The 25,133-nt window shown below is 67.3% G+C and carries 25 protein-coding genes and 1 tRNA gene; 18 read left to right on the top strand and 8 right to left on the bottom strand.

Going from position 1 to position 25,133, the window contains the following annotated elements; all coding sequences use genetic code 11:
* Positions 1–40 precede the first annotated feature (40 nt).
* The 3 genes from H6717_04190 to H6717_04180 are packed head-to-tail and all read left to right on the top strand — an operon-like array spanning position 41 to position 2,897.
* Entirely contained in the window at positions 41–979 is a 939-nt protein-coding gene (locus H6717_04190) for a class I SAM-dependent methyltransferase (GenBank protein MCB9576220.1), read from the top strand.
* Positions 976–1,758, top strand: a complete 783-nt coding sequence (locus H6717_04185) for a nucleotidyltransferase domain-containing protein (GenBank protein ID MCB9576219.1) — start codon at positions 976–978, stop codon at positions 1,756–1,758. The genes H6717_04190 and H6717_04185 overlap by 4 nt, the downstream gene beginning before the upstream one ends.
* The gene (locus H6717_04180) at positions 1,755–2,897 is read left to right on the top strand and encodes a nucleotidyltransferase domain-containing protein (GenBank protein MCB9576218.1); all 1,143 of its coding nucleotides are present in this window, start codon (positions 1,755–1,757) and stop codon (positions 2,895–2,897) included. The genes H6717_04185 and H6717_04180 overlap by 4 nt, the downstream gene beginning before the upstream one ends.
* Positions 2,898–2,937: 40 nt before the next feature.
* On the opposite strand, the gene H6717_04175 is transcribed toward H6717_04180, so the two are convergent.
* Positions 2,938–3,306, bottom strand: a complete 369-nt coding sequence (locus H6717_04175; protein MCB9576217.1) for a VOC family protein — start codon at positions 3,304–3,306, stop codon at positions 2,938–2,940.
* A gap of 58 nt (positions 3,307–3,364) precedes the next feature.
* On the opposite strand from H6717_04175, the gene H6717_04170 reads away from it, so the two are divergent.
* On the top strand, positions 3,365–4,618 hold the full coding sequence (locus tag H6717_04170; GenBank protein MCB9576216.1) for a hypothetical protein: 1,254 nt from the start codon (positions 3,365–3,367) through the stop codon (positions 4,616–4,618).
* A 1-nt stretch (position 4,619) separates the two neighbouring features.
* Here the strand turns inward: H6717_04170 and H6717_04165 are convergent, their stop codons facing one another.
* Together H6717_04165 and H6717_04160 are read right to left on the bottom strand one after the other, a co-directional pair.
* Positions 4,620–5,549: an ABC transporter ATP-binding protein gene (locus H6717_04165; protein MCB9576215.1), complete on the bottom strand. Its 930-nt coding sequence runs from the start codon at positions 5,547–5,549 to the stop codon at positions 4,620–4,622.
* Positions 5,546–6,484, bottom strand: coding sequence for an ABC transporter permease subunit (locus H6717_04160; GenBank protein ID MCB9576214.1), 939 nt, complete (start codon positions 6,482–6,484; stop codon positions 5,546–5,548). The genes H6717_04165 and H6717_04160 overlap by 4 nt, the downstream gene beginning before the upstream one ends.
* Before the next feature lie 39 nt (positions 6,485–6,523).
* On the opposite strand from H6717_04160, the gene H6717_04155 reads away from it, so the two are divergent.
* Positions 6,524–7,390: a Spy/CpxP family protein refolding chaperone gene (locus H6717_04155; protein ID MCB9576213.1), complete on the top strand. Its 867-nt coding sequence runs from the start codon at positions 6,524–6,526 to the stop codon at positions 7,388–7,390.
* Here H6717_04155 and H6717_04150 read toward each other — a convergent pair whose 3' ends face one another.
* Entirely contained in the window at positions 7,391–8,917 is a 1,527-nt protein-coding gene (locus tag H6717_04150) for a response regulator (protein ID MCB9576212.1), read from the bottom strand.
* 347 nt (positions 8,918–9,264) lie between these two features.
* Here H6717_04150 and H6717_04145 point away from each other — a divergent pair, with 347 nt between their 5' ends.
* The 4 genes from H6717_04145 to H6717_04130 all read left to right on the top strand — a co-directional run bounded on the left by H6717_04145 (position 9,265) and on the right by H6717_04130 (position 13,365).
* Positions 9,265–10,338 carry a sensor histidine kinase gene (locus H6717_04145; GenBank protein ID MCB9576211.1) on the top strand — a complete coding sequence of 358 codons (1,074 nt, stop codon included), beginning with the start codon at positions 9,265–9,267 and terminating at the stop codon, positions 10,336–10,338.
* Between the two features lie 161 nt (positions 10,339–10,499).
* Complete coding sequence (locus H6717_04140) at positions 10,500–11,162, top strand: c-type cytochrome (GenBank protein ID MCB9576210.1); 663 nt, start codon at positions 10,500–10,502, stop codon at positions 11,160–11,162.
* Positions 11,159–12,112, top strand: coding sequence for a c-type cytochrome (locus H6717_04135; protein MCB9576209.1), 954 nt, complete (start codon positions 11,159–11,161; stop codon positions 12,110–12,112). The genes H6717_04140 and H6717_04135 overlap by 4 nt, the downstream gene beginning before the upstream one ends.
* The gene (locus H6717_04130; GenBank protein ID MCB9576208.1) at positions 12,109–13,365 is read left to right on the top strand and encodes a hypothetical protein; all 1,257 of its coding nucleotides are present in this window, start codon (positions 12,109–12,111) and stop codon (positions 13,363–13,365) included. Before H6717_04135 ends, H6717_04130 begins: the two co-directional genes overlap by 4 nt.
* On the opposite strand, the gene H6717_04125 is transcribed toward H6717_04130, so the two are convergent.
* Complete coding sequence (locus H6717_04125) at positions 13,366–13,818, bottom strand: hypothetical protein (GenBank protein MCB9576207.1); 453 nt, start codon at positions 13,816–13,818, stop codon at positions 13,366–13,368.
* A 308-nt stretch (positions 13,819–14,126) separates the two neighbouring features.
* Here H6717_04125 and H6717_04120 point away from each other — a divergent pair.
* From H6717_04120 to H6717_04090, 7 genes are all read left to right on the top strand, one after another.
* Positions 14,127–14,210, top strand: a tRNA-Leu gene (locus H6717_04120).
* A gap of 537 nt (positions 14,211–14,747) precedes the next feature.
* Positions 14,748–15,158 carry a hypothetical protein gene (locus tag H6717_04115; protein ID MCB9576206.1) on the top strand — a complete coding sequence of 137 codons (411 nt, stop codon included), beginning with the start codon at positions 14,748–14,750 and terminating at the stop codon, positions 15,156–15,158.
* The gene (locus H6717_04110; protein ID MCB9576205.1) at positions 15,086–15,679 is read left to right on the top strand and encodes an IS630 family transposase; all 594 of its coding nucleotides are present in this window, start codon (positions 15,086–15,088) and stop codon (positions 15,677–15,679) included. The genes H6717_04115 and H6717_04110 overlap by 73 nt, the downstream gene beginning before the upstream one ends.
* Positions 15,680–16,292: 613 nt before the next feature.
* Positions 16,293–16,703: a hypothetical protein gene (locus H6717_04105; protein MCB9576204.1), complete on the top strand. Its 411-nt coding sequence runs from the start codon at positions 16,293–16,295 to the stop codon at positions 16,701–16,703.
* Between the two features lie 100 nt (positions 16,704–16,803).
* A complete protein-coding gene (locus H6717_04100) occupies positions 16,804–17,226 on the top strand; it encodes a transposase (protein ID MCB9576203.1) in 423 nt (140 codons plus the stop codon).
* A 396-nt stretch (positions 17,227–17,622) separates the two neighbouring features.
* Positions 17,623–18,789 carry a hypothetical protein gene (locus tag H6717_04095; protein ID MCB9576202.1) on the top strand — a complete coding sequence of 389 codons (1,167 nt, stop codon included), beginning with the start codon at positions 17,623–17,625 and terminating at the stop codon, positions 18,787–18,789.
* Positions 18,790–19,827: 1,038 nt separating this feature from the next.
* Positions 19,828–20,190 carry a cupin domain-containing protein gene (locus H6717_04090; protein ID MCB9576201.1) on the top strand — a complete coding sequence of 121 codons (363 nt, stop codon included), beginning with the start codon at positions 19,828–19,830 and terminating at the stop codon, positions 20,188–20,190.
* Here H6717_04090 and H6717_04085 read toward each other — a convergent pair whose 3' ends face one another.
* Entirely contained in the window at positions 20,191–22,302 is a 2,112-nt protein-coding gene (locus tag H6717_04085; protein ID MCB9576200.1) for a hypothetical protein, read from the bottom strand.
* Positions 22,303–22,467: 165 nt separating this feature from the next.
* Here H6717_04085 and H6717_04080 point away from each other — a divergent pair, with 165 nt between their 5' ends.
* On the top strand, positions 22,468–23,379 hold the full coding sequence (locus H6717_04080; GenBank protein MCB9576199.1) for an SUMF1/EgtB/PvdO family nonheme iron enzyme: 912 nt from the start codon (positions 22,468–22,470) through the stop codon (positions 23,377–23,379).
* Between the two features lie 44 nt (positions 23,380–23,423).
* Positions 23,424–24,431 carry a hypothetical protein gene (locus H6717_04075; protein MCB9576198.1) on the top strand — a complete coding sequence of 336 codons (1,008 nt, stop codon included), beginning with the start codon at positions 23,424–23,426 and terminating at the stop codon, positions 24,429–24,431.
* A gap of 6 nt (positions 24,432–24,437) precedes the next feature.
* Here the strand turns inward: H6717_04075 and H6717_04070 are convergent, their stop codons facing one another.
* Both H6717_04070 and H6717_04065 read right to left on the bottom strand, forming a co-directional pair.
* Positions 24,438–24,839: a type II toxin-antitoxin system VapC family toxin gene (locus H6717_04070; GenBank protein MCB9576197.1), complete on the bottom strand. Its 402-nt coding sequence runs from the start codon at positions 24,837–24,839 to the stop codon at positions 24,438–24,440.
* Positions 24,836–25,087 carry an antitoxin gene (locus H6717_04065; protein ID MCB9576196.1) on the bottom strand — a complete coding sequence of 84 codons (252 nt, stop codon included), beginning with the start codon at positions 25,085–25,087 and terminating at the stop codon, positions 24,836–24,838. Before H6717_04065 ends, H6717_04070 begins: the two co-directional genes overlap by 4 nt.
* Positions 25,088–25,133 lie beyond the last annotated feature (46 nt).

Below are 25,133 nucleotides of genomic sequence, written 5' to 3'. Positions count from 1 at the left end.
CGTTGACGGCGGCGCCGCGCGCGGGGACGTTGCGCGAGTCATGGCACCGGGAAAGAACCGCTGGGACGCGGACGAGTACGGCAAGCTCGCGGCTTTCGACGGGGACTGGCGCGACTCCTGGTGGGACGACGGCTATCTCGGATTGATGGCCGAGCGCTGGCGGCTGTCCGAGGTCCACCGTCTGCTCGACGTTGGTTGTGGCGTGGGCCACTGGTCCCAGCGCCTCAGCCGATTCCTGCCGAGGGACGCGCAGATCGTTGGCGTCGACATCGAGGTGGGCTTTCGCGAAAAGGCTCTGGCGCGCGCCGACCGCCTCGGCTTGAAGGGACGCTTCGAGCTCCGGGAAGGGAGCGCCATGGCTCTACCCTTCGACGACGACGGCTTCGACATGGTGACGTGCCAGACGGTCCTCATGCACCTGGGCGATCCGGCGGCGGCGGTGCGCGAGATGGCACGGGTGTGCCGCCCGGGCGGCCTGGTGGTGGTTGCCGAGCCGAACAACTTCGTCAACTCGCTTTCCTACCTCGCCGCATATCCGCGCATGCCCTGGAGCGATCTGGAGCCGTACCTGCGGTTCTTCCACGTTTGTCGCGAAGGCAAGCAGGCCCTCGGAGAAGGCGATGGCGCCGTCGGTGAGCATTTGCCCGAGCTCTTGTCCGCCGCCGGGCTGGAGGAAGTCGCCGTGCGCGTGAACGACCAGTGTCCCTGGCTTCACCCGCCCTACGAGCAGCCACGCATGCGCACCGAGCTCGCGCAGCTGTTTCAGTTCTTCGATGCTGGGGTTTCCCTCACGGGAGGGCCCAAGGACGAGGCACGCAGGCGATTCCTCGCGGGCGGAGGCGCCGAGGCGGAGTTCGAGGGGCTTTGGACCCACACGCTGCGCTTGCAGCACGAAATGAAGACGGCGATCGACGCGGGAGCCATCTCCGCTGCCCGCGGCTTCTTGCACTACCTGGCCCACGGCCGGCGGCCGCGATGACGCCGGCCCAGCTCGACGAAGTCTGGAGCTGGCTCGACCGCGAGCAGCTGGCCAAGATCACACGTCAAGGTCCCGAACCGGTGTTCGCCACCATCAGCGGCGCGCACCTCTATGGCTTCGCGAGCGCAGACAGCGACGTGGATCTGCGCGGTGCATTCCTGCTTCCGGCCCGGGAGCTCCTCGGCCTTTCGCCGCCCGCCGAGACCATCACCATCGACGACGAGAGCAGCGTGGATCTCGATTGGGTCGCGCACGACGTTCGCAAGTTCGCGCGCATGATGACCGAGCACAACGGCTACGTGCTCGAGCAGCTGTACTCTCCGTTGGTCGTGGTGACCACGCCGGCCCACGAAGAGCTGATGCAGCTCGGCAAGGGCTGCATCACGCGACCGACGGCGCGGCACTACCTCGGCTTCTTTCGTGGCCGCCTCGCACGTTTGTCCGAGCCCGACCCGACCGTGAAGCACTTGCTGTACGCCTATCGGGTGCTCCTCACCGGCATCCACATGATGCAAACCGGCGAAGTGGTGGCCAACGTATGCGTCTTGAACGAGCACTTTCGCCTCGGCCAGCTCGACGAGCTCGTGACCCGCAAGCGCGAAGGAACCGAGAGAATGCCGCTCTCGGCGGCGGACATCTCCGCTCACACTGCCGTCTTGTCGCGTCTGAAGAACGAGCTCGAGCGTGCTCGCGACGCGAGCACCCTGCCGCGCGAAGCCACCACCACCGACGCGCTGTCGGACTTCGTGGTTCGCCTGCGCCTGGATCGAGCCCGATGAGCTTCGACCCCGATCGCGACACGATTTTCCTCACGCTGGCCGGAAGCCAGGCCCACGGCACCGCCCGGGAGGGCTCGGATCTCGACTTGCGGGGCGTGGGCATCGCGCCGCTCGGAACGCGCCTGTCCTTGTTCGAGGATTTCGAACAGTACGAAGGGACGCTCACGCGGGAGCTATCGCGCGTCGTTCTGGAGCGACTCGCCGCGCGGCCCGCCGCCCGCGAGGCCGCGCGGGTACGGACGGAGTGCTTGATCTTCGACGTCGCGAAGTTGCTGCGGCTGTGTGCGGCGGCCAACCCGAACGCGCTCGAGATCTTGTTCGCCGACGAGGAAGATTGGCTCGTGGACAGCCCCGAGTGGCGACGGATCCACGCCGAACGCCACCTGTTTCTGACCCGCAAAGTGGAGCAGACGTTCTCGGGCTACGCGCTGGCGCAGCTCAAGCGTATCGAGACGCACCGAGCGTGGCTGCTGCACCCACCCGCCGCCAAGCCGAACCGCGCGGATTTCGGATTGCCGCAGAGCGAGGGCACCCTCTCGCGGGACGACGACAATCGCATCGAGCAGGCGCTCGCCGAAAAGCTCCGGGCCTACGGTGTAGACGACATCGAGATGCCCAAGGCGACGCGCATCGAGATTCAGGGACGTCTGCGGGAGCTAGTGGCGGACGTGGTCCGTGCGCCCGACTCCGAGATCGAAGAGCGTCTGCGTGCCATCGCGAGCCACGCGCTGAGCTTGCCCCGGGACGTGGTCACCGCGCTGAACGCGGAGAAGCGGTATCGCGCGGCGAAGAAGCACTGGGACGCGTATCAGAGCTGGGCCGCGCAGCGTAACCGCGCGCGGGCCGACCTCGAAGCGCGGCACGGCTACGATACCAAGCACGCGATGCACCTGGTGCGATTGATGCGGATGGGACTCGAAGTGCTCCGCGACGGCGAGCTCCGGGTGCGGCGCCCGGACGCCGACGAGCTGAATGCGATCCGCGACGGAGCGTTGAGCTTCGACGAGCTGGGACGGATGGCGGCGGAGCTCTCGGCCGAGATGCGGCGGGCCGCGCAGGCCTCGCGGCTACCCGCGGAGGCGGACCACGCCGCCGTGGATCGACTGGCGCTGTCGTCGATGACTGCGGCGCGGAAGTGAGCGCCGCGCAGGGGCTCGCGGCGGACCGACATGCTCTCGATCAATCGGCGGCGGCGCGGTACGTAGCGATCTGCCAGACGTTGCCCCAGGCATCCTCGACCATCGCGCGGCGATCGCCGTAGGGCATGTCCGCGGGAGCCTCGAGCGGTGTGGCTCCCAGCTCCACGGCGCGTCCGTAGCAGGCGTCGGCGTCCGCCACGTAGAGGTAGAGAAACGCGGTGGCGGGAGCGCGCTCGCCCGCCTCGCTCACCATCAACGTCGAATCACCGATGCGCAGGATGGCCGGGGCGTCTCCCGAGAGCTCTCCCTCGGCCCCGAAGGCCTGCTGCAGAAAGTGGACGAGGTCCGTAGCTCCGGCTGCGACGATTCGGGGCGTGATGCTGTGAAATCCGTCCGGTAGCTCCGTCATCCCGCTTCTCCTCGAAAGGAGTGTAAGCGTACCGGGCTCGGGCCGTTTTCGTGACGTCATGAGAAAAACGGCTTTCTTGGTCCTGAATGTAGTGGGTCTCCTGGCGCTGGCGGCGCCTGCCGCGGCTGAAAAGCCGAAGGACGACGACATCGGAACCCGCCCGGCGGGTGCCCCGGTGATGGTCGAGGGGGCGCTCCAAGGCGACACCAACCAGCAGCAAGTGCAGCGGCAGCAAATCGTGCCGGACCGCGCGCAGGATGCCTGCGGCACCCCCGACTGCCGCGCGCAGAACCCTCAGCCCGTGGATCGCGATCTGGTCGTGGCGGAGGATCCACCGAAGAACTGGTACGTGCTCGACGCGGGGCTCCGCACCCATCGCGACACGTTCATCGGCGTGGCGACGCTGTCGGCGGCGCAGAGCCGGACGGAGCGCTTCTACGGAGCGGCGTCCCTGGCGCTGATCCGCAACGACGCCGGTAGCCACTTCGGCGTGGCTCAGCTGGCCCTCGGTCGAAACCTCTCCGACGAGCTCGGCGGCGTCGCCCAGGTGAGCCTGGGAGAGAATCGCGCCCGTTACTTCTACGGCGTTGGCCAGATCACCCTGGGCCACAACCGAAGCCAGGAGTTCTACGGCGCGCTCCAGTTCGCGGGCTACAACCGAGCGGAGAGCTTCACGGGCCTGATGCAGCTCGGTGGCTACAACCTGACGGACGACTCGTTCGTCGGAGCGCTGCAAGTAGGCGGCTTCAACCGCGCCGAGGGCGACATGGTGACGTTAGCGCAAATCGGCGTGTTCAACGCCCAGGGCAAGGAGCTGTACGAGGAGCACAACAGCGACGACAGCGCCGTTTGGACCCTGGCTCAGCTCGGCCTTCACAACTACGCCAACGCTTTCCGCGGAATCGCACAGGTGGGCTTCATCAGCGCCACGATGGACTTCAGCGGCGTGGTGCAGGCCGGCGCCTTCTCCGGTGCCAAGACCTTTCGCGGCCTGGCCCAGATCGGCGCCGCGAACCTGTCGGAGAAGTCCTACGGCGGTCAGATCGGCGGGGCCAACCTGGCCTTCGAGAAGCACGTGGGCGCGCAGATCGGCGGCGGCAACTACGCCGAAGAGATGAACGGCGTGCAGCTCGGCATCGCCAACATCACCGACGAAGCCAACGGCGTGCAGATCGGCGTGTTCAACCACGCCAAGAAGCTCCGCGGTCTGCAGATCGGCCTCTTGAACCACGCGGAAGACGGCGTCCTCGAGTGGAGCCCGATTCTGAACATGGGCTTCGACGAGTCCGGCACGCAGATGGGCTCGCTCTGACTCAGTCCTCGTCTTCTTCGGCTTCGGCCTTACCGGCCATGTAGGCGTCCTCGAGCGATTTGCCACGGCGAATCTCGAGGACGCCGGCGTTCAGGTGCAGGAGGTACGGCAAGATCGTCGCGTTGAGAGCGGCGGGCGTCCAGCTACCGGATCCCCGCGCGATGAGCACCTTGCCCTCCCACGTCATCTCCAGCTCTGGATGCGATTGCTCCAAGGCCGCCACGTCCACTGCGGCTTCCACCGAATAGCGCATGATGAGGCCCTGCTCCGTGACGTCCGCCATGGAGCCGCTCTGGGTGCAGCGACCGCGCTCGATGAAGGCAACGTGATCGCACAGCGCCTCGAGCTCGAGCAGGTTGTGGGAGCTGACGACCAACGTGCGCTTCTTGCGGTGTGAGGCGAAGACGTCACGCATGCGCACGACCAGCTCCGGATCGAGTCCGCTGGTGGGCTCGTCCAGCAGCACCAGATCCGGGTCGCCGAGCAGAGCCTGCGCGATGGCCACGCGGCGACGCATGCCGTGGGACAGCGTCTTGATGCGGGCTTCCGCGCGCTCCGCGAGCGCCACTTCGTCCAGACGTGCATCCACGTCCCGCTCTGCTTCCGCGGCGGACAAACCCTGAAGCCGGGCATAGTGAACCAGGAGCTGGCGCAAGGTGACATGCGGGCTGAGCTCGCAATCCTGCGGCAGCATGGTGAGGGAGCCCGGGTGCTCGTGAGGCGAAAGCGGCCCGCGACCGAGGATGCTCACCTCGCCGGCGTCCGGTCGGATGAGCCCACCCACGATGCCGAAGGTGGTCGTCTTCCCCGCACCGTTGGGACCGATGAAGGCGCAGATGACGCCCTTGGGTACGGTGAGGTCGAGACCGGCCAGCGCTTGCGTCCGCCCGTAGGCCTTGCGCAGGCCTCGGATTTCCAGAGCGGCGGTCATGCGTCCCTCCGGGAGAAGCGGAGAAAGCCCAGACCGAAGAAGGCCAAGCCAATCACGATCAGGCCCATCCACGCGGGCAGTGCGTGGCTGAGGCCGGGATGCCACAGGGCCAGGTGATGGCCACTGGGGAACAGCTTGGAAACGGCGTCGAAGAAGCCGGGGGCCTGCTCGCGGATGGGCTCGGCCTGCACGATGTTCCCGCCCAGCCAGCAGACGAACATGATGAGCAACGCGAGGCCCGCCGCGCGCGCGTTGGTGCGCGTCAGCTGGGAGGCGCCGAGCACCATGCCGAGATAGGCAAAGCTGTACACGATGGCCCGCCCCGAGATGCGGAGCAGCCAGTACGCCGTGGCGCCCGCGGGCATCTCGTCGAGCCACACCAGGCCCATCGCGTAGCAGGCTACCGCACCGACGAGCACGCCGACGGCCATCAAGCAGGTCTGCCCGACCAGCTTGCCAACGGCCCAGCTCACGCGATCCGTGCGAAACAACGAGTAACGTACGGCGCCGCTGGACACGTCTCCACTGATGGCGTCGGCCGACGTGAACAGCACCAGCAGCGGCACGAAGTGAATCGCCAGCCAGCCGTAGAACAACGCCAGCGGCGGGATCGCCACGATGGCCTTGGCCACGTCCGCATCCCCCGAGAGCGCCCCCATGATGCGAGCCATGCCCGGGCTCTCCATCATCATCTTCATGTCCACGGCTTGCCCGACCTGCTCTTCGAGGCGCTCGCGAACGGCGGACAAGATGCGGATGAAGATGGCGCTGGCTCCGATGGACCCCAGTCCGTAGAGCGCCAAGAGCACCACCGCCTTGCGGGAGCGCAGGGATTCCAGCAGGTCGAAGGCCGCGACCAGCCGGATGCTGCTGGCTCGGCTGATGCGGGGCCGCCGCTTTTTCCCGGCCTTTTTGGATTGTGAAGAAGTGTTCATGAACGTGCTTTGTGGCCGGGACGGTCTAAGCTGAAAGCCATGAGGAGCCAAGCAAAGGGTCGCATTCGGTTGGTCGCCATCGCATCCGGCGCGGTTTTGCTGGGGGCCGTCGCCTGCGCCGCCAAGGTGGACCCGCCCGCCGAGCAGCAGAAGGTGAGCACCCAGGAGCTCGGCACCCACCACCGCCACATGCACGGCCCGGTGAACGTCATCATCCAGGAGGCGCGCGCCCGCGCCGACCTCACGGCAGAGCAGGCCGCCACGCTGACGACGATTCAGGACGAGCTCGGTCGAGATCGAGCAGGTCGAAAGCAGCTCCGAGACAAGCTCCGGAAGTCCGCGGTGGCCATCGTTCGCTCCGGAAGCGCGGACTCGAAACAGTTCGACGACTCCGTCGCGACCGCGGTCAAGGCGATTGAAGAGCGCATGGATCGGACGGCCGACGCCTTGGAGGAGATCCACGGCACGCTGCGCCCCGCTCAGCGCGCCGCCGTCGCCGCGGGACTCCGCGCCCGGATCGAGGAGAAGATGGGGCGGAAGGACCAGCGCCACCAAGGTCGATTCCAGCAGTTCGCGTCGGAGCTGATGCTGTCCACGGCTCAGGTCGACGCGCTGAAGCGGATCCACAAGGAGCTCCGTGGAGAGAACAAGCAACTCAGACCGTCTCGGGAGGAGCTGCTGGGCCTGGTGGACGCGTTCGAAGGGGAGAGCTTCCGCGAAGCGCTGAACGCCTTCCGCGCAAAGAAGCGCGGCATACTGCGGGACCGGGTGAAGGACGCGGGAAAGCGCACCGACTCGGTGCTCGCCATCTTCACTCCCGAGCAGCGGGAGCTCTTGGCCGACCTGATCCTGGAAGGGCCGCGGAAGGTGCTCTTGGGCGAGCAGCAGCAGCGGACAGCCGACTGATCAGCTGTCGAGGACCTCGCGTACTCGACACAGGATCCCGTCCGGCGTGAGGGGTTTCTGCAGATACGCCACGTCGGACTCCAAGATGCCGTGTTGCATCACGGCGTCTTCCGAGTAGCCCGACATGTACAAAACCTTCATCTCGGGGCGGACGACGGCGAGGCGCGTGGCCAGATCTCGTCCGTTCATCCGCGGTAACACCACGTCCGTCAGCAGCAAGTGAATGTTCGCGGCGTGGGTCTCGCTGGCGAGCAGCGCTTCCCCACCGTTTGCGGCTTCCAGCACGCGGTACCCGCTCCGGCGCAGGATGGCGCAGGCCGCCCCGCGCACCTGGTCGTCGTCCTCCACCAGCAAGATGGTCTCGTTGCCATTGCGCGTGGAAGCGGGCGGCTGAGAAGACTCGTGGTGCACCCCGGCGTCGACTCGGGGAAAGTAGATCTTGAACGTCGTGCCCGAGCCCACCTCGCTGTACACCCAGATGTGCCCGCCGTTCTGCTTCACGAGGCCGTACACCGTGGAAAGCCCGAGCCCGGTGCCCTTGCTCACGTCTTTGGTGGTGAAGAAGGGCTCGAACATCCGGGACTGGGTCTCGGCGTCCATCCCTTCGCCGGCGTCAGTCACGGCGATCATCACGTAGCGCCCGGGCTTCACGTCGAAATGGGTGTCGGCGTAGCCCGCGTCCAGGTCCACGTTGCGGGTTTCCACCGTGAGCTTCCCGCCCTCCGGCATGGCGTCCCGCGCGTTCACCACCAGGTTCAACAGCACCTGCTCCACGCTGCCGGGGTCCACGCGAATGGTGCCGACCGGAGCCCGCGAGAGCACCGCGAGCTCCACCCCAGCCCCCAAGAGGCGCGTCAACATCCCGTGCATGCCGGAGATGACCTGCGCCGGATCGATCACGCGCGGCTCCGCAACGCGCTGGCGGCTGAAGGCCAACAGCTGACGGGTGAGCTGCCGTGCCCGCTGCCCTGCGCGATCGATCTCCTCGATCTCCGCGTGCATGGTTTGCCCCTCGGAGAGATCGTCGAGAAGGAGACCGGAGTAGCTCAAAATCACGGACAGCAGATTGTTGAAATCGTGGGCCACGCCCCCGGCCAGGCGCCCCACCGCCTCCAACTTCTGAGCCTGGCGTAGTTGCTGCTCCAGCTTCGCCAGCTCCCGCGCCGACCGCTTCTGCTCGGAAATGTCCAAGGACAGCACGCAGACGCCTTCCGGCACCGGAACGAAGCGCAGCTCGAACGTCGCCACCGAGCCGTCGGGATACACGAACTCATTTTCCATTCGGCTGTGCGTGCGCTCCGCCATGCACTCGCGCAGCTCCGCGAACATCGCCGTCTCGTCGATGCCCGGGTAGCACTCCATCATCGTGCGGCCGAGGAGCTCTTCCGGCGCCTTGCGCGCTTGCGCGCACGCTGCCTCGTTGATGTACAGGTAGCGGAAGTCGAACCCGATCACCTGACAGCCTTCGAGAAGACTCTCCACCACGTCGAGCGCGATCTCGCTCGCGCGCTCTCCCACTGCCGTCACTGCTCCCACCTAGGCAGCGAGTATTGCACCGCGAAATGCCGAGGGACCACATCCGCGGACGATTCATAGGAATCGTAGTAATCGTAGTTTTGGTTCCGCCCTGCCCGCGTCGATGCATCGCCATCGGGCGTCGACGCGAGCATCGAGCACTGCAATCGGCGCATGTTCGACCCTCCCGACCAGTGCCACAGCAAGGTACGTGCCCAGAAAGGCCCCCCACTTTGGCCGCGCCGCCCCGAATCGGTTGCGCCCCGGGTGGAACGGCCGGCAACCTGACCGCCCGGCATTTCCAGCCCTCGAGCAGCGCGGGCTGGTCGCTGCCCACGGGCTGTAATATTCTTGTCATCGTGAAAGCACGCGGTGCCCGGAGCGGGGGGCAACTGGCGTCGGACAGCGTCGAGCTGGCCGGTGCGCTTCACGAGGTGTCCAACGCCCTCACCGTCGTGCTCGGGTGGCTGGACGTGGCGCGCTCCCGTTCCGAAGATCCCGCACTGCTCGAAGCGATAGACGTCGCGCGCTCCCACGCGCGCCTCGGTCATCGTCTCGCCCGTACCGCCATCGGCGGTAGCGTCGTCGACGAAGAAACAGAGCGCGCGGCCCTGGCCGTTGCGCAAGAAGCAGTGCTGGGCGTCACGCCGGAAGCGCGACGCCGCGGCGTTGGCGTACGCCTCGTGAACCGCTGCGCACGAGAAGCGTTGATCGTGGACCCGTCCGCGGTGTCACAGATCCTCTTGAACCTGTTGCTCAACGCGATCGCCTACACGCCCGAGGGCGCCGCCGTGACACTGTCCCTCGAGCAGCCGGACACCGAGCAGATCGTGTTCGCCGTGACGGACGACGGCCCAGGTGTGGATCCCGAACGCGCCGACACCATCCTCACCGCGCCGGAGTCCACGCGCCGCGGTGGCACGGGCATCGGCTTGCCGCATTCCCGGAGCCTCGCCGAAGTCTGCGGCGGGCGCCTCGAGCTCACCTCCGCAGGCCCCGGTGCTCGCTTCGAGCTGTGCTGGCCTGCGACGGAAGAGCGCAGCGGCGCGCGTCACCCGAACGTCTCCACCAGCATCCTGGGTGGAACCCGAGTGCTGGTGGTGGAGGACGACTTCGCCGTGCGCACGCTCATCGAGCTGGGGCTGGAAGCCCGGGGCGCCACCGTGGTGTGCGCCACGACGGTGGCAGAGCTCCTGGCCCTGGGCGGTGAGCCCTTCGGCGCCGCGCTCGTGGACCTGTCGCCCATCGCGGAGGATCCCCGCGCCGCCCTCGACGTCGTGCGCCGCGCGAACCCGACGGGCCCCATCGTCGTGATCAGCGGCTCCCCCACCGGCGTGCCGGAGTCCGTCCGCGACCAGGTGCACGCCTGGGTGCGCAAGCCGTTCGAGATGCGGGAGGTGATCGACACCTTGTGCACGCTCATGGCGCCGTGACGGTTCCGCGGCGCCCCGACATCCAAATGCCAATTGTTGTTGGTCCGGCGCGATGCCCGACGGGGTGCAACGCGCGTTTCAGTCATCGTTTCGTTTCGTCACGGAAGGCGTGAAAATCCCGACGAACGGCGTGGCACGGAACGCGCATCTGGCGCTGTGCAATGCAAGCGATACGCCTCGCCGTGATCGTCGCCGCCGCCTTGGTGGCGGCCACCGCCAGCGCCGAAGGCGATCCGATGGCGATCGGCAAGACGCTCATGGAGAAGGGCAACGCCAAGGGCGCGACCCCGTGCATGACGTGCCACGCCGCCGATGGGGCCGGCACGCCCGGCGGAGTCTTTCCACGAGTGGCCGGACAGCGTGCGGACTACCTCGAGCGGCAGCTGTCGGACTTCGCGTCCGGCAAGCGCGACAACGCCCTGATGAAGCCGATCGTCGCCGCCTTGAGCCCCAGCGAACGGAGCGCGGCGGCCGCCTACTTTGCTTCGCTGTCGGGTCCGAGCACCGCGAAGGCGGAACCCAAGCTCGTCGCCCGCGGTGAAAAGATCGCGCGCTTCGGTCTGTGGGGACGCGACGTGCCGGCGTGCGAGAGCTGTCACGGTCCCGAAGGCCGCGGCATCGGCACCCACTTTCCCCCGCTGGCGGCGCAGCACCCCGGCTACGTGGAAGCGCAGTTCAAGGCCTTCAAGGACGGCACCCGCAAGAACGATGCCCTGGCGCTGATGCAGGGCATCGCCAAGCGCATGTCCGACGACGACGTGAAGGCCGTTGCCGCCTACTTCGCGTCGCTCCCCGCAGCCCCCGCCGAGGAGAAGAAGCCATGAAGCGCGCCCTGCTCTTGGTCGCGTTCGCAGCGGCGGCGTGCAGCAAACCCACGCCACCTCCGCCCTCGGAGCCCGCGCCTTCCGCCGCGGCAGCCCCCGCCGCGGCAGCGCCCAAGCCCTTCGCGCCTCCCGAGCGCGACGCCATCCCGGAGGGACCCTTCGGCGAGTCCGTGAAGCGCGGCTACGCCATCTTCCACGACACGCCCACGAATGCCGCTCGCTACGCGGGCAACGGCCTCTCCTGCAAGAACTGCCACCTGGACGACGGCCGCAAGGAAAACTCCACGCCCATGTGGGCCGCGTGGGCGATGTACCCGCAGTTCCGCAAGAAGAACGGCCACGTGAACACGCTCGACGAGCGCCTGCGCGGTTGCTTCACGTTCTCCATGAATGCGCCGGCGAGCGAAGCCCGCTCCGCACCGCCGCCCAACGATCCGATCTTGGTGGATCTGCAGGCGTACATGTTCTGGCTCGCGAAGGGCGTGCCCGTCGGCGAGAAGGTCCCCGGTCGCGGCTACCCCGAAGTGAAGAAGCCGAGCGGCGGCTTCAGCGCCGAACGGGGCGCGAAGGTGTATGCCGAACAGTGTGCGCTGTGCCACGGCGACGACGGCCAAGGCACCAAGCTCGCGAGCGGCGCCTACGCGTTCCCGCCGCTGTGGGGAGCGGACTCCTTCAACTGGGGCGCCGGCATGCATCGCATCAACACCGCCGCGGCGTTCATCAAGGCCAACATGCCGCTATCCAAGCCGAGCTCGCTCACGGACCAAGAAGCCTGGGACGTGGCGGCGTACGTCGACAGCAAGCCGCGCCCCGCGGATCCACGCATGAAGAAGGGCGTAGCCGCGGCAGACGAAGAATTTCACCAGGAGGAATGCGCGTTCGGCGAAGAGCGCGACGGCCGCACCCTGGGTGAAGGCGTTCGCCCCGAGAAGCAGGCAAGCGCCAAGTGAAGCTCCTGCATTGGGCGTTGGCCCTGATCGCGGTGCTGCTGCTCGGCGCTCCGGCGAAGGCCGCGGATTGGCTCTTGCTGCTGGGCACGGAGTCCGGCGCGCCGGACGAGCCCCTCCGGCCGCTGGTGTTCGTGCAGCCGCTGGCCCAAGCGGTGCTGTTTCCGGACCGCGTGAGCGGCCTCACCAGCGCCAAGCTCGCGCCGTACAACGGACAGCACGCCGGCTTCAACGTGCTCTCCGGCGACGACGCCCAGAGCTCCTTCAGCCTGCGGCGCGTGCGGCTGGGCTTGAAGGGATCGGTGCCCGACACCGAGCAGGCCATCAACTACTTCGTAGCGGCAGAGCTCGGTGACAACGCTTCGACCACTGACGGGCCGATCCTGATCGACGCCTCGGCGACCTTCAATTCGCCTTGGGGGCCGCGCCTGCGCGCTGGTCAGTTCAAGCTGGCGATGATGGACGAAACCCTCGAAGCCGTGCATGTCACTGCAGATCTCATTGATTTTTCTGTCGTGGCGGCGCGGCTACTCCAGGAACGCCGGGTCGAAAATGGTCAGCAGGTGGGCGCCGCGTATGCCTTTCGCGACACCGGGCTGATGCTGTTCGACACGATCGGCTTCGGCCCCATGCGCCTCAGCTACGCCGCGACGCTCACCAACGGCGCGCCCCGCACGCTGGACGGCGACGACGACAAGGATGTCGGCGCTCGCCTTCAGCTCGCGTGGCTGCCGAAACCGAAGCAGGAATACAAGCCCGAGCGCGACGAGGCCGCGCTGTTCGGCTGGGCGCTGTCCGGCCGCCGCGAGGTGACGCCGGGGCAGCGCGAGCGCAGGCTCCGGGCCGGCGGCGGCGCGCAGCTCCGGACCGGCCCGCTGCGCGTGCGCGTCGAAGGCGTCTACGCCAAGGGCGTCTTGCCCACCGGCGCATCCCCGCCGTTCGCAGGACAGCCCGTGGCCGTCTCCGCCACCGGCGACGCGTGGGGCGTCACGGCCCTGATCGGCACCCGCATCACACCCAAGCTCGAGACGGACGTCGCCCTGCACCGTCTCGATCAGGAACCCGACGGCGGCCCCACTCGCCGGATCTTCTGGGAGAGCGTCTTCGGCGCGCAGTGGTTCTTCAACCCGCGGGCCAAGGTCGCCGTGAACCTCGCCCTGCGCAAGATTGAAGCGCCGGACGCCGGCGCGGACGCGCGGCGCATCGTCGGCACCATCGCCCCCAAGGCCGGCGTGCAAGCGACGGTCCGCTACTGATCAGCGCGCGAGCTCGACCGCGAGCTCGTCGCGCAGGCGCGCCGCGGCGCGCGCCGAGAGCCCGCGGATGGTCGCGAGCGCCTCGTCCCCCGACAGGATGGCGACGTCGCGCTGCCACGACAGCGGCCACGAGCGTCGCAGCACAACGGACACGTCCTCACGGCGAGCCACGGCTTCGGACCTTCGCCTCGAGACGCGCACGCGTTCTCGGTCGCCAACGTCGATGCGCGTGCGAAGGCCGTAGCGGAGCAGCGCGGACGTGCCGCCCGCGCCGAGGGCCGCCAGCGCTCCTCTCAGCACCGCCCGCGCCGCCGCTTCGTGCTGTGCGACGAGAAACGTCAGCATCCCGCCGAAGCCGAGGGCGATGGCGAAGGGCACGCCGAGCGGGTGCGAGTACACGACGAGTTCCCGCCCGCGGCGCACGACGAGTCCCGACGCCTTGCTCGAAGCCATGTGACGCCCACCATCTTGCCGCCGCAAGGCGCCGGGGGCACGCCCGCGTTGCCGCCGTGAGGTTGAGCCGCGAACGCCCTCCGGCCGCCCGCCCAGCCATCCCTGCCAGGCCCACGCCACGGCCCAAACTCGGGCAAAACCCGCCCTAAACCCGCCCTCCCGGAGCCCGGCCTCAGCGCAGACCTGATGCCTGCGCCGGCGCGCGACAGAAGGCTTGCACGCCCCTCCGGCCCTGCGGTAGATACCCGGCCCCCGTCGAGGTCGTCTTGGGGCCATGAAAGCCCTGGGATTGCCCCTGCGGACCACCCGCGAAGGTGGCGGAACTGGCAGACGCGCTAGCTTGAGGTGCTAGTGGGGTAACTCCCGTGGAGGTTCAAGTCCTCTCCTTCGCACCGGATCTCACAACACGTCAGAATTCTGCCCGTGGCGCTTCCTGGCAACGCCGGACTTAGCCCTCATGCTCGGCGTGTGACGTTCTTCATCTGGGCTGTGCATCGCGCTCCGCCGCGCTCCCGCCGGGTCAGCGTCCTCTCCTTCGCACTAGATCACTCTTGGCCGTCGGTGTTCTACCCGCGGTGCTTCCTGGCAACGCCGGACTTAGCCCTCATGCTCGGCGTGTGACGTTCTTCATATGTCCGGTCCATCGCGCTCCGCCGCGCTCCCGCCGGGTCAGCGTCCTCTCCTTCGCACTAGATCACTCTTGGCCGTCGGTGTTCTACCCGCGGTGCTTCCTGGCAACGCCGGACTTAGCCCTCATGCTCGGCGTGTGACGTTCTTCATATGGGCTGTCCATCGCGCTCCGCCGCGCTCCCGCCGGGTCAGCGTCCTCTCCTTCGCACTAACCCCAGTGCTCGGTTGAGTCGATCATGCTTGACTGACGGATCTCGGTTTGATCTGAAGGGGGCATGGCTGAAGCGCATCCTATCGAGTTGAGGCAGAGGGTTGTCGCCGCGTACGAGGCTGGCGAAGGGGGGTACGTGACGCTGGCCCGCCGCTTCTCCGTGGGGGAGGCCACGGTGAAGCGCTGGATGTGGCAGTACCGGGACGAAGGTGAGGTCACGCCGCGCAAGAAGCGTGGGGGTACCCGCTCGGACATCTCGCTGGCAGAGCTGGAAGCCGTGGTCGCGCGCCTGGGTGACGCAACCGCCGGAGAGATCACGGCCGAGTACAACCGAGGCCGGCGAGGCAGCGCCCGTCGCCACGTTTCGAGCATCAAGCGGGCGCTGTACCGCGCTGGGTACGTCGTTAAAAAAAACGCTTCCGGCCGCTGGAGCAGCTGCGGCCGGACGTCGTTGCCAAGCGAAAGGCGTTCCAGCGGGAGGTCCGGCGGATCCCGGTAGAGCGGCTGGTCTTCATCGACGAATCCGGGCTCAACGTTGCCATGGCCAGGAGCTGTGCCTGGGTCAAGAAGGGAACCGAGTACATCGAGCGTACGCCGATGAACTGGGGCCCAAACCTCACCTTGCTCGGTGCGATCCGGGTCACTGGCTGGGTCGTGCTCAATACGATGTTCGCGACGACCAACGCCGACCGCTTCGTCGAATGGCTGGACAAGCACCTCCTTCCACGGCTTCGGCGTGGCGACGTGCTGGTCCTGGACAACCTCAAGGCACACCACGACGCTCGAGTCACTCCGCTCTGTGCGCTCCGTGGCGTGCGCGTGCTCTACCTCCCGCCCTATTCGCCCGACTTCAACCCCATCGAGCCCGCCTGGGCGCTCCAAAAACAGCACGTTCGCCGCCACGCCCCCCGAGACGCCCACGCGCTGCGCCGGATCGCACGCCGGGCACGCCATCGCGTTACCCCGCGCCATTGTCGACAGTGGTTCGCTCATGCCGGATACTCGGTTCAACCCAGGTGATCTCTGGGGTTAGATCACGCTTTGAGTAGATGTTCTGCCCGCGGCGCTTCCTGGCAACGCCGGACTTAGCCCTCATGTTCGGCGTGTGACGTTCTTCATATGGGCTGTCCATCGCGCTCCGCCGCGCTCCCGCCGGGTCAGCGTCCTCTCCTTCGCACTAGATCACTCCTGGCCGTCAGAATTCTACCCGTGGTGCTTCCTGGCAACGCCGGACTTAGCCCTCATGCTCGGCGTGTGACGTTCTTCATATGGGCTGTCCATCGCGCTCCGCCGCGCTCCCGCCGGGTCAGCGTCCTCTCCTTCGCACCGGATCTCACAACACGTCAGAATTCTACCCGCGGTGCTTCCTGGCAACGCCGGACTTAGCCCTCATGTTCGGCGTGTGACGTTCTTCATATGGGCTGTCCATCGCGCTCCGCCGTGCTCCCGCCGGGTCAGCGTCCTCTCCTTCGCACCGGATCTCACAACGGCTCTATTCACCTGGTGGTGGGTACTGAAAGAAAAGTGTTCAGGCGCAGGCGTTTAACCCCAGTGCTCGGTTGAGTCGATCATGCTTGACTGACGGATCTCGGTTTGATCTGAAGGGGGCATGGCTGAAGCGCATCCTATCGAGTTGAGGCAGAGGGTTGTCGCCGCGTACGAGGCTGGCGAAGGGGGGTACGTGACGCTGGCCCGCCGCTTCTCCGTGGGGGAGGCCACGGTGAAGCGCTGGATGTGGCAGTACCGGGACGAAGGTGAGGTCACGCCGCGCAAGAAGCGTGGGGGTACCCGCTCGGACATCTCGCTGGCAGAGCTGGAAGCCGTGGTCGCGCGCCTGGGTGACGCAACCGCCGGAGAGATCACGGCCGAGTACAACCGAGGCCGGCGAGGCAGCGCCCGTCGCCACGTTTCGAGCATCAAGCGGGCGCTGTACCGCGCTGGGTACGTCGTTAAAAAAAACGCTTCCGGCCGCTGGAGCAGCTGCGGCCGGACGTCGTTGCCAAGCGAAAGGCGTTCCAGCGGGAGGTCCGGCGGATCCCGGTAGAGCGGCTGGTCTTCATCGACGAATCCGGGCTCAACGTTGCCATGGCCAGGAGCTGTGCCTGGGTCAAGAAGGGAACCGAGTACACATCGAGCGTACGCCGATGAACTGGGGCCCAAACCTCACCTTGCTCGGTGCGATCCGGGTCACTGGCTGGGTCGTGCTCAATACGATGTTCGCGACGACCAACGCCGACCGCTTCGTCGAATGGCTGGACAAGCACCTCCTTCCACGGCTTCGGCGTGGCGACGTGCTGGTCCTGGACAACCTCAAGGCACACCACGACGCTCGAGTCACTCCGCTCTGTGCGCTCCGTGGCGTGCGCGTGCTCTACCTCCCGCCCTATTCGCCCGACTTCAACCCCATCGAGCCCGCCTGGGCGCTCCAAAAACAGCACGTTCGCCGCCACGCCCCCCGAGACGCCCACGCGCTGCGCCGGATCGCACGCCGGGCACGCCATCGCGTTACCCCGCGCCATTGTCGACAGTGGTTCGCTCATGCCGGATACTCGGTTCAACCCAGGTGATCTCTGGGGTTAGACCCACTGTTCACCTGGGTTGACCACCACGGATGCCACCTCGGCGAGTGCGACGGACGGGTTCGCCGCCGTTGCGAGCGTCGTTCGAGGGCGGGCCAAGCGGCCGGAAGATCTGCAACCATGGCGACGCGAGGCGACTGCGAAGCGGACGACAGAATTCGACACCGCGAATGCGATTTCAGTTGACGAGCTTGCGGCCGCTCCGCGCTCCCATTTCGCCGATCTCGTTCGCACAGCGCCCGCGCAGCGCACGTGCGCCCAATGGAGGCGCGTTCGAAACGAAATCGATCCTCGAAGTGCCCGCGGGCTCGAAGGCGCAGCCACGGTGCGCTGAAGAAGGCGAAATTTCCCATGGTATGCCGGAGGAAACCACGGGGGTTTGCCATGTCATCGTCCAAAGCCATTTCCGTAGAACTGTCTGCCACCGAGCGCACTGCGCTCTCCGCACTTCAAGACCTCTCCAATCGCGACCTCTGGTCCAGCGCGGTCGTGGCCAACGCCGGTCGTCGCAAAGCGATCGCGCACTTGGTCGCGCATCTCGCTGAAATCGACCGGCGCGAGCTCGTGTACGACGAGGGATACTCCTCCATGTACGACTTCTGCGTGCGCGGCCTCGGGATGAGCGAGGGCACGGCGTATCGGAGCATCGCCGGGGCGCGGGCTGCGCTCTCGTTTCCGGTGGTGCTCTCGCTGCTCGCAGACGGAAACTTGCACCTTTCTGGGCTTTCGCTCTTGGCTCCGCGGCTCACTCGGGAGAATCACGCTGCGCTCCTGGAAGAAGCCGCCGGCAAGACGAGCGCGGGGATTCGCGTGGTGCTCGCGCGCTGGTTCCCGAAGCCCGACGTCCCGGATCGGGTCAAACCCAGTGCCGGGAAAGGGTCGCGGGCCGGCGTGGAGCCGCTCTCGGAAGGGCGCTTCGAGGTGCATTTCAGCGCCAGCGAGAGCCTGAAAGCGAAGCTCGAGCACGCCCAGAATCTGATGAGCCACGTGAGCCGGGAGCTGGAGGTCGTGGTCGAACGGGCGCTGGATGCGCTGATTCGCGAGCTGGAGAACAAGCGCTGGGGCAAGACGGACAAGCCGCGCCGCTCCCGCGGAACGAAGCCGGGCGAGCCCGGCCGTGCGGCCCGACGCGAGGTGTACGAGCGGGACGGCGCCCAGTGCTGCTTCGTGTCGGAGTCCGGCGTGCGCTGCACGGCAAGGGCGTTTCTCCAGTATGACCACATCGAAGCCACCGGCATCGGTGGTGGCGACGATGCCGCCAATGGTCGGGTGTTCTGCGCCAGCCACAACTTGAACGCGGCCAAGAAGACCTTCGGCAAGGAGTACGTCGAAGAGAAGAAGCGCCTTCGTCAGCGAAGGCGTTCAGACCCCGGGGACGCTGCGGATGCAGAGGCGCGGGAGAAGCAAGACAAGCTCCTGTTGGCCCTCACGAGCCAAGGCTTCAAAAAGGCCGAAGCCAAGCAGGCGACGGAAAAGCTCGCCCGAGAAGCTCGCACCCTCTCGCTAGAAGAGCTGCTTCGGCGTGCCCTGGCGCTGCTCGTTCCGCGATAGGCGGGTTGATTCCGCGCCGAATCGACAGGCCACCCGATCGGAAAATCGTCGTTGGGCCGCCGCTTTGCGAGAGAGGATCGACTCAGGTGACCGCTGGGGTTAGGAGCCGCAGTTCTAGCTAGTTGCGAAAGCTCCTGTGGCGGAAGTCGTGGCTCGCCAGCGTCTTGGCATTCGGCGAGAGCACGCAACGACGGCCTTCTTGAGGGCATCGCGGTAGTCGTGGGTTCCGAAGATCACCCCGTCCGAGGGCGTTTCCGCCCTATTTGCAGCACCTGATGTAGGGACCATCAGCTAGCCCTGCAATGCCCGGCGAGATGCAGCACTTCAGTGAGGTCGCGTCGGCGCACTCGAAAAGGCGGGGGTAATAGGCAGGACACTCGAGCGTAGGATCGTCCGGCAACTGCTGGCAGGAAGAAGCAGGGTCGTCCGCCACTACGCCGGGCGCGTCCTCGCAGGGCGCGCTCGTCCCGTCTTCGTTCGCATCAACCGTGCTGTCAGCGTGCGCGTCGGGGGACGCATCCCCTCCGACTGACGAAGATGACCGGCCAGGATCCTGATGTTCGGACACGCACGCCGAGAGAACGGTAGCGGCGCATGCACAGATCAGGAAGCAAAAGCTGCCGCGGAATCCCCGCCGAACATGTTCGATCATGTTGGAATGTGCCGTTACCACGAGCTCGCGTCCAGCCGCACGCGCCCACCCGCACTTGGGGCAGGCAGCCGCCGTGTCGGGCATACGATCAATGCCCTGCACGGAGTGTATCGCACACGGACGGTTCGCTCACGGGCCCCGAAAAATGCTCGCCTGGATGATCATTCGGGGCACATGGTCGACCATCCCCGTCCGGATGATCACGATTCTGAGCAAATTGTGACCCTACATCGCGGTGGGCCTCGAGCGAGGCCGCCGCAGAGGGGGACACCGGCGCGCAGGCCGTCGTGCCCCCTCCCGTCCCCGGAAAATGGGATGTGTACATCCTATTTTCCGTGCTGCGGATCCGCCCTCGACGCCGCCGCGGAACCGACAACGATGGGGGCATGGATCCCAACGCGATCGAGCACCGCCAGCTTTCCTCTGCGACAACCGGGGAGACGTACGCGCGGAGTGCCGTGCTGAGCGAGGGACTCGGCTTGCGGTCCCTGTTCGTCCATCACGATGTAGTGCCGCCGGGGACGCGAGCTTCCGCGGCGCACCGACATTCAGAACGGGAAGAGCTGGTGGTGGTCCTTTCGGGCACCGTCACGGCGTGGTCCGACGGCGCTCCGGAGGTGATTTCGGCGGGTGGCGTCGCGGCGTTTCCGCCGGGCGTGAGCCACTACGTGGAGAATGCGTCGGCAGAGCCGGCGGAGATCTTGGTCATCGCATCCCAAAGGGAGCACGACCGCGTGAGCTACCCGTAGCTACGGGGCCTTCTGCGGCGCGGGCGTCATCTTGGGCGCGGGCGTCGTCTTGGGCGTGGGTTTCTTGCCGCCCAAGCGCCCCTTGCCCGAGCCGTAGCCCACGCCGGTGCCGCTGCCGTGGCCGATGACGCCAACGCTGCCGAGGCCGATGGTGCCGGTGCCAGTGCCGCCGCCGCCACGACCCACGCCGGAGAGACCGAGGCCGCCGTAGCCGAAGGCTTCGCCCACTTGGTCGCCCACGAGACCGCCGAGGCCGCTGCCCCAGCCGCCAGGACGCCGGACGGCATCGTCCAAGGTGACGCGAGCCGTGACGCTCGAGGGTGCGTGGGCGAGCACCTTGGGACCCATGCTGTTCAAGCAGTCCAGCACCTGGCGCACGCTGCCTTCATCGCTGTCGGAGCTGGTGCTGAGCTCGACGTGTGCGTCATCGAACACCTTGGCGTGGAGCGTGATGGTGGCGATCTTGCGGTCCTTGCCGTTGCCGGTAGCCCTTGGAAGAGACGTGCGCACCGGCTCGACGCACGCGCGCACGACGGACCGAACGTTGCGAGCCACGAGCGGCTCGCGGTCTTCTTCCGGCTCCTGCTCCGAAGCGGCGCTTTGGCGCAGCACGCGGGCCAGACCGCGGGCGTCCGGCTCGGAGTAGCTGTTGGTCCACGTCCCGGAGCGACCCCACGGAAGCCCGCCCTTCTCGCGCTGGAGCTCGTTCGTGAGCGCGGCGTCGCCGCTCTTGATCGCGAGGGCCTCGAGCACGTCGATGGCGCCGCGGGTGGCCGCGAAGGTACCCAGGGCCCGCGCGGCCTCTGCCAGCTCTCGCGCGCCCTTGTCGTCGTTGCGGTAGAGCGCCCGCGTCGCGAGCACGCTCAGAACGCGAGTGCGAGCCTCGGCGGACGCGGAGAGCTTCATCGGATCCTTGCCCAGCCGCTCCACGCAATCCGCCGCCAAGCGTGCGATGCCGTCTTCGTCGAGATCGGCCGAGCCCGACGTGCTCAGGAGGCCCAGCATCCCGAACTCCGCCGCTTGCGAGAGCGCTGAGGTCTTGGCGATTGCCTTGACCGTCGCCTTCGTGGGCTTGGCGGGCTTCTTGGGCGCAGGCGGTGGGGGCGGCGCGGGCGGCGCCGGCTCCGGTCGCGCGCTTTCGTCCAGCGCCTGAAACGCCGCGGGCAAGGCCCGTTCGAAGTCGAGGGCGCGATAGCGCGCCGCGAGCACGGCCTTCGCCAGCATCCTCCGCGTGACGCTGCTACCGGGCACGTGCGCTGCAAGGGCCTTCTCGAAACCGTCGGCGGCCTTGGCGTGGTCGCCCTCGAGGGCGTCCAACAGGGCCGAACGGAACGCCAGCTCCGCGCGCCACTCCGGAGGCGCCACGGGCTCCAGCTCCGCGATGACCGAGCGCGCCAGCTGCGACTGGCCCTTGGCCCAAAGTCCGTTCAAGAGCTCGTGCCGCACCTCGCGCCCGATCTCGACGTCCGGCCCCGCGAGCTCCGCCGCGCGCTTCAGCGCGCTCGTCCCCAGGGATCCCATCGTGGGCTCCCCGTAGCGAACCCAATGCACGTCGTTGCCGTTCAGATCCGAGCGCCGCGCACGAATACGAGCCAGGGCGATACCGACCTCCGGCTTGGCCTTGGGCGCGGCGAGCATCTTGTCGAGCGCCTTCTCCGCGTGGGCGATGGCCTTGTACTGCGCCTTGCGCGCGTTGGACGAGACCTTCATCGCTGCCTTGCGATTGCGATCGAGCTGTGCGCGCTGCGGGCAGTCGTCGCAGCGGTAGTAGGCGCCGGACGCCTTCGAGTACTTGCGTTGCGCGTCGCGCAGCGCCTTGCGCGCGCGGAAGATCGCATCCACCTCGCGCTTGGCGGCATACGGCAGGCGTTGGACCAGCTCGTCCTCGCTCAAGAGCTTGGGTCGCACGTTGTCGAGGCCCAGCGTCAGGAACCCATCCTTCACGGCCACGTCCACCGACTCCTCCGATAGCGGCTCCGGGGGCGCCGGCGGCTCGGGCTCCGCCTTGGGCGGAGCAACCGCCACCTTCGGCGCGGCCGGCTTCGGTGCGGGCGGCGGTGCCCCCGCGCAAGCAACGACAAGACCCGCCAGGAAAAGGGGGGAAACGCGCATGGCGCAGTGTACTCCGCCAAGCGCCCCGATCTACCTCCGCCCCTTGACGAAAAGCAGCTCCGCCACCCGATTTTCCATGAGTATGTTGGTCCGGCGCGACGCCCGTCGCGCCCCGGCCCACCTCGTCCACTCGTCGCGTGTCGAGGAGCGTGGCACCCTCGAACGATGTTCCTTGGCGCTAGCTCAGAGATGACCTGCGCGGGGCTCATCATCAGTCTGGGGCTGTCGCTGAGCGCGTGCGGCGGCGTTGCCTCGGACGTCAACGCCGTCGACGGCGGCGCTGACGGTCCAGGTGACGCTGCGGCGGAGGGCGGGGCGGCGTGTCCCGTCGGGTTCTTCGGCGCGAAGCTCATCCAACTCGAAGCGCCTGGGGGACATCGCTATTGCATGGATCAACGCGAGGTGACGGCGGGCGAGTACGCCGCCTTCGTGGCCGCCAAGAACGGGGACACGAGTGGACAGAGCTCGGAGTGCACGGGCAATCACTGGGAGCCCGCGCTGAGCACCCCGGTGGACGGCGGTGACTTTCCGTCGGGATGCGATCCGTCGGGCTACGATCCGTCGGGTCATCCCGACCACGCCGTCGCGTGTGTGGACTTCTGCGATGCGGCGGGCTTCTGCGCCTGGGCGGGCAAGCGCCTGTGCGGCCCCGTGGGCGGGGGCGGAGCCACTCTGTCCGGCATCGAGGATCCGGCGCGGAGCGAGTGGGCCAACGCGTGCACGCAGGGCGGCACGACGAAGTACCCATTTGGAGATGTGTATACCCCGGGAACGTGCGTCGACTTCACGGCTCTTCAGAGCTACGGAGAAGCGGCCAAGGACGTCACGGATCTCGCCTTGGGGCAGTGCTCCGGGAGCACGGACGGATTTTCGGACGTGTACGACCTGGTAGGCAGCGTCAGCGAATGGACGGACGAATGCGAGGCCATGGGCGGTTACTTCAATTGCCCGACGCACGGAGTGGCGTCGATGGACAGCCCAACCTCGCCGCCACCGTCGTGTCAGGCCGGCGTCTGGCTCTTTTCGGAAACGCACCACGAGGTGGGCTTCCGTTGTTGTGCGGACGTCGAGCGGTAGCGGCCACGATGGGGCGCGCCCGCGGACTCTGCTACCGTTGATCCATGGCGAGCGGAGTGGGGCGATGGTCGATCTTGGCGTTGGTCGTTCTGCTCACCGCCTGTGGCGGCGACGACAGCAGTGGGTCGGGGGGAAATGGGGGATCCGGGGGAAACGGCGGCGCGGCGGCCGGTAGCGGTGGCGGTGGCGGCAGTACCGGTGGGGCCGGCGGCGCGAGTGGTGGCACTGCGGGCACCGGTGGCATTGCCGGCGGCGGGGGCGCCGCTGGCGGCGGGGGTGCGGCTGGCGGCGGGGGCGCGGCAAGCAGCAACGAGCCGGCGGGCATGACGACCGTTTTCGTCATGGACGGCACGACCAAGGACTGGGGATCCCTGATCGCCAACTACGGCGCCAAGTGGGGCGATCCCAGCGAAGGTTCGACCGGACCCTTCACCGGAAACGTGAGCGTGGTGACGGATCCGGCGGCTCCGAACGGCAAGGCCGTTCAGGTCGACTACCCGGCGGGGTCGGGCGCGGGCTTCTCGGGGGCGGCGTTCATCAATGACCTGGGCGCGCCATACCGCGAGATCTACGTCCGCGTCGTTGCCATGTGGAGCTCGGGTTGGCAGCAACACTCGTCGGGCACCACCAAGCTGTTCTATTACGGCGTCATTGGGACCACGAACGCCTTCTATCCGCAGGGCAACGGCGCGGGTTGGCAGATGCGCTGGCGCGATCAGTCGGGCGTCGACGACGATGGCGTCTTTCAGCACCCGACGTTCTTTCCTCCGGGCAAGTACTACACCCTCGAGATCCACCACGTGATGGAGCTGTCGAAAGGCTCGAACGACGGCTACATGCGGATGTGGCTCGACGGCATGGAGCTGGTCGACAGCTGGAACAACCTGACCACGGGTCAGAAGCAGGGACAGCCGTACGACCCGCAGTGGTCGTGGCACGACGGCGCGCGCTTCGGCGCGTTGCAGCTCGGCACCTACTGGGGCGGTTCGGGCGACAGCAAGACTCAAGACGACTACATGCGCTGGGGCGAGATCTACGTGAGCGCGAAATGAGGTCCGTCAATTCCGTGTCAGGACCTGGCTGCCAACCCGCGTGATGGCGCGAAAATGGTCGTCGAAGGTGAGCACGACCGCACCTTCGCGGGCGGCAACCGCGGCGATCCAGATGTCGTTGGTCGGCACCGGCGTGCCGGACTTGCGGAGCAGCACCACGATGTCCGAGTAGATCCGCGAGGCTTCGTCGTCGACGTCGAGCACTTGCACCGCGGGGTTTGCCAGGAATCGACCGAGCTCGCTCTCGTGCGCGCGCGGCCGGCGTCCCAACGCGAATCCAGCACGGAGCTCTCCGAGCACGATCGCCGGAACGCCCACCCAGTCCGCTGCGTCGATGATTGCGGTTGCCGACCCGTCGCCGCGCTTGAAGTTGCTGTAGGCCGACGTGTCGAGACAGATCCGACTCAACGCCAGAGATCCTCGTCGACCTGTTCGAAGGACTCGGTGTGGACCTCGAACTCCTCGAGCTCTTCCGCGGACCAGGTACCGGCGAGCTTGCCCAGCCCATTGGAACGCGGCCCCTCGCCAGAAACGCCCAGGGCTTGGCGCAGCAGATCCAGCACTGCCTGATTCAATGACGTCCCCCGACGCGCCTGCTCCTTCTCGAGAGCCCGCGCCAGGTGAGCATCAACGCCTCGAATGGTTAGTGCTTTCACTATTTGCAGTCTATGACTGCAATCTCGCGTCGTCAAATGCGGATGC

The organism is Polyangiaceae bacterium (assembly GCA_020633235.1).
Classification (GTDB): Bacteria; Myxococcota_A; Polyangia; order Polyangiales; family Polyangiaceae; genus JACKEA01.
The sequence above is the reverse complement of the archived record's forward strand: the minus strand, read 5'-3'. Positions and strand labels throughout refer to the sequence as shown.